The 814-nt window shown below is 63.3% G+C and carries 2 protein-coding genes; both read right to left on the reverse strand.

All coding sequences use genetic code 11. The features are described from left to right. A partial coding sequence (locus CH256_RS11055) for a maltose acetyltransferase domain-containing protein (protein ID WP_306438711.1) occupies positions 1-323 on the reverse strand: 323 nt, incomplete at its 3' end. Positions 324-333: 10 nt separating this feature from the next. Continuing rightward, positions 334-814 (reverse strand): GNAT family N-acetyltransferase (locus tag CH256_RS11060; RefSeq protein WP_306438712.1); only part of this gene is annotated, 481 nt, incomplete at its 5' end.

The raw sequence follows: 814 nt of genomic DNA on the forward strand, positions 1-814 counted from the left end.
TGTGCCCGTGGTCCGATCGACACATCGTCACCGATGGTGATGGGCGCGCAGTCCAACAGGATCGCGTCGTAGTTGAGGAAGCTGTTCGATCCGATGGAAATGTTTGTGCCGTAATCGCATTGGAACCTGGGCATGATCCACGAATCGTCTCCGAAGGATCCGAGCAATTCGCCGAGAATCTCCCGACGCTCTTCGTTCCGGTCTGCGTCGGTTGCGTTGAATCGGCTCAGGAGCGTGCCGCACGCGATCCGAGACGCCACCAATTCGGGATCGCTGTCTCGGTACAGCTCTCCACGCAACATACGATCTCGGTTCTCGCCCATGGGCGAGACACTACCGATCGGTCGACTTCTCGAACAGGGCAACGCTGAACCATGCACTGCCCTCGGCGAACTCGCGGCGGCCGACGTAGCGGAAACCCTGATCGAGGTAGTAGCTGCGCAACGCGCCGTTGGTCTCGGCGCAGTCCAGACGCAGCAGCGAGCGTCCTTCCCGGCGAGTCTGCTCCGACGCCCACTCGAGCAGCGACGCGCCGAGGCCGGTACCGGCCTCGCTTCTGTCGATCACCAATCCGTGTACGTAGCAGGCCAGTTCGTCGTGCTCGGACCAGATGATCGGGTCGGATCCGATCAAGCGCAGTGCTCCGACTATCGGGCCGCCGGGATCGCGTCGGGCGACGTAGAACTCTCCTGCCTCGATCTGCGCTGCGACAGTGCCGAGGGGCACCTCGCGTGGCGTCCACTGATCGATCCCTCGATCCGAGAGCCAGTCCTCGGCTGCGTGCCTGAGGCCGAGTATCGTTGCCGCGTCGGCG

The sequence above is a fragment of the Rhodococcus sp. 05-2254-6 genome, from assembly GCF_002258565.1.
Classification (GTDB): Bacteria; Actinomycetota; Actinomycetes; order Mycobacteriales; family Mycobacteriaceae; genus Rhodococcoides.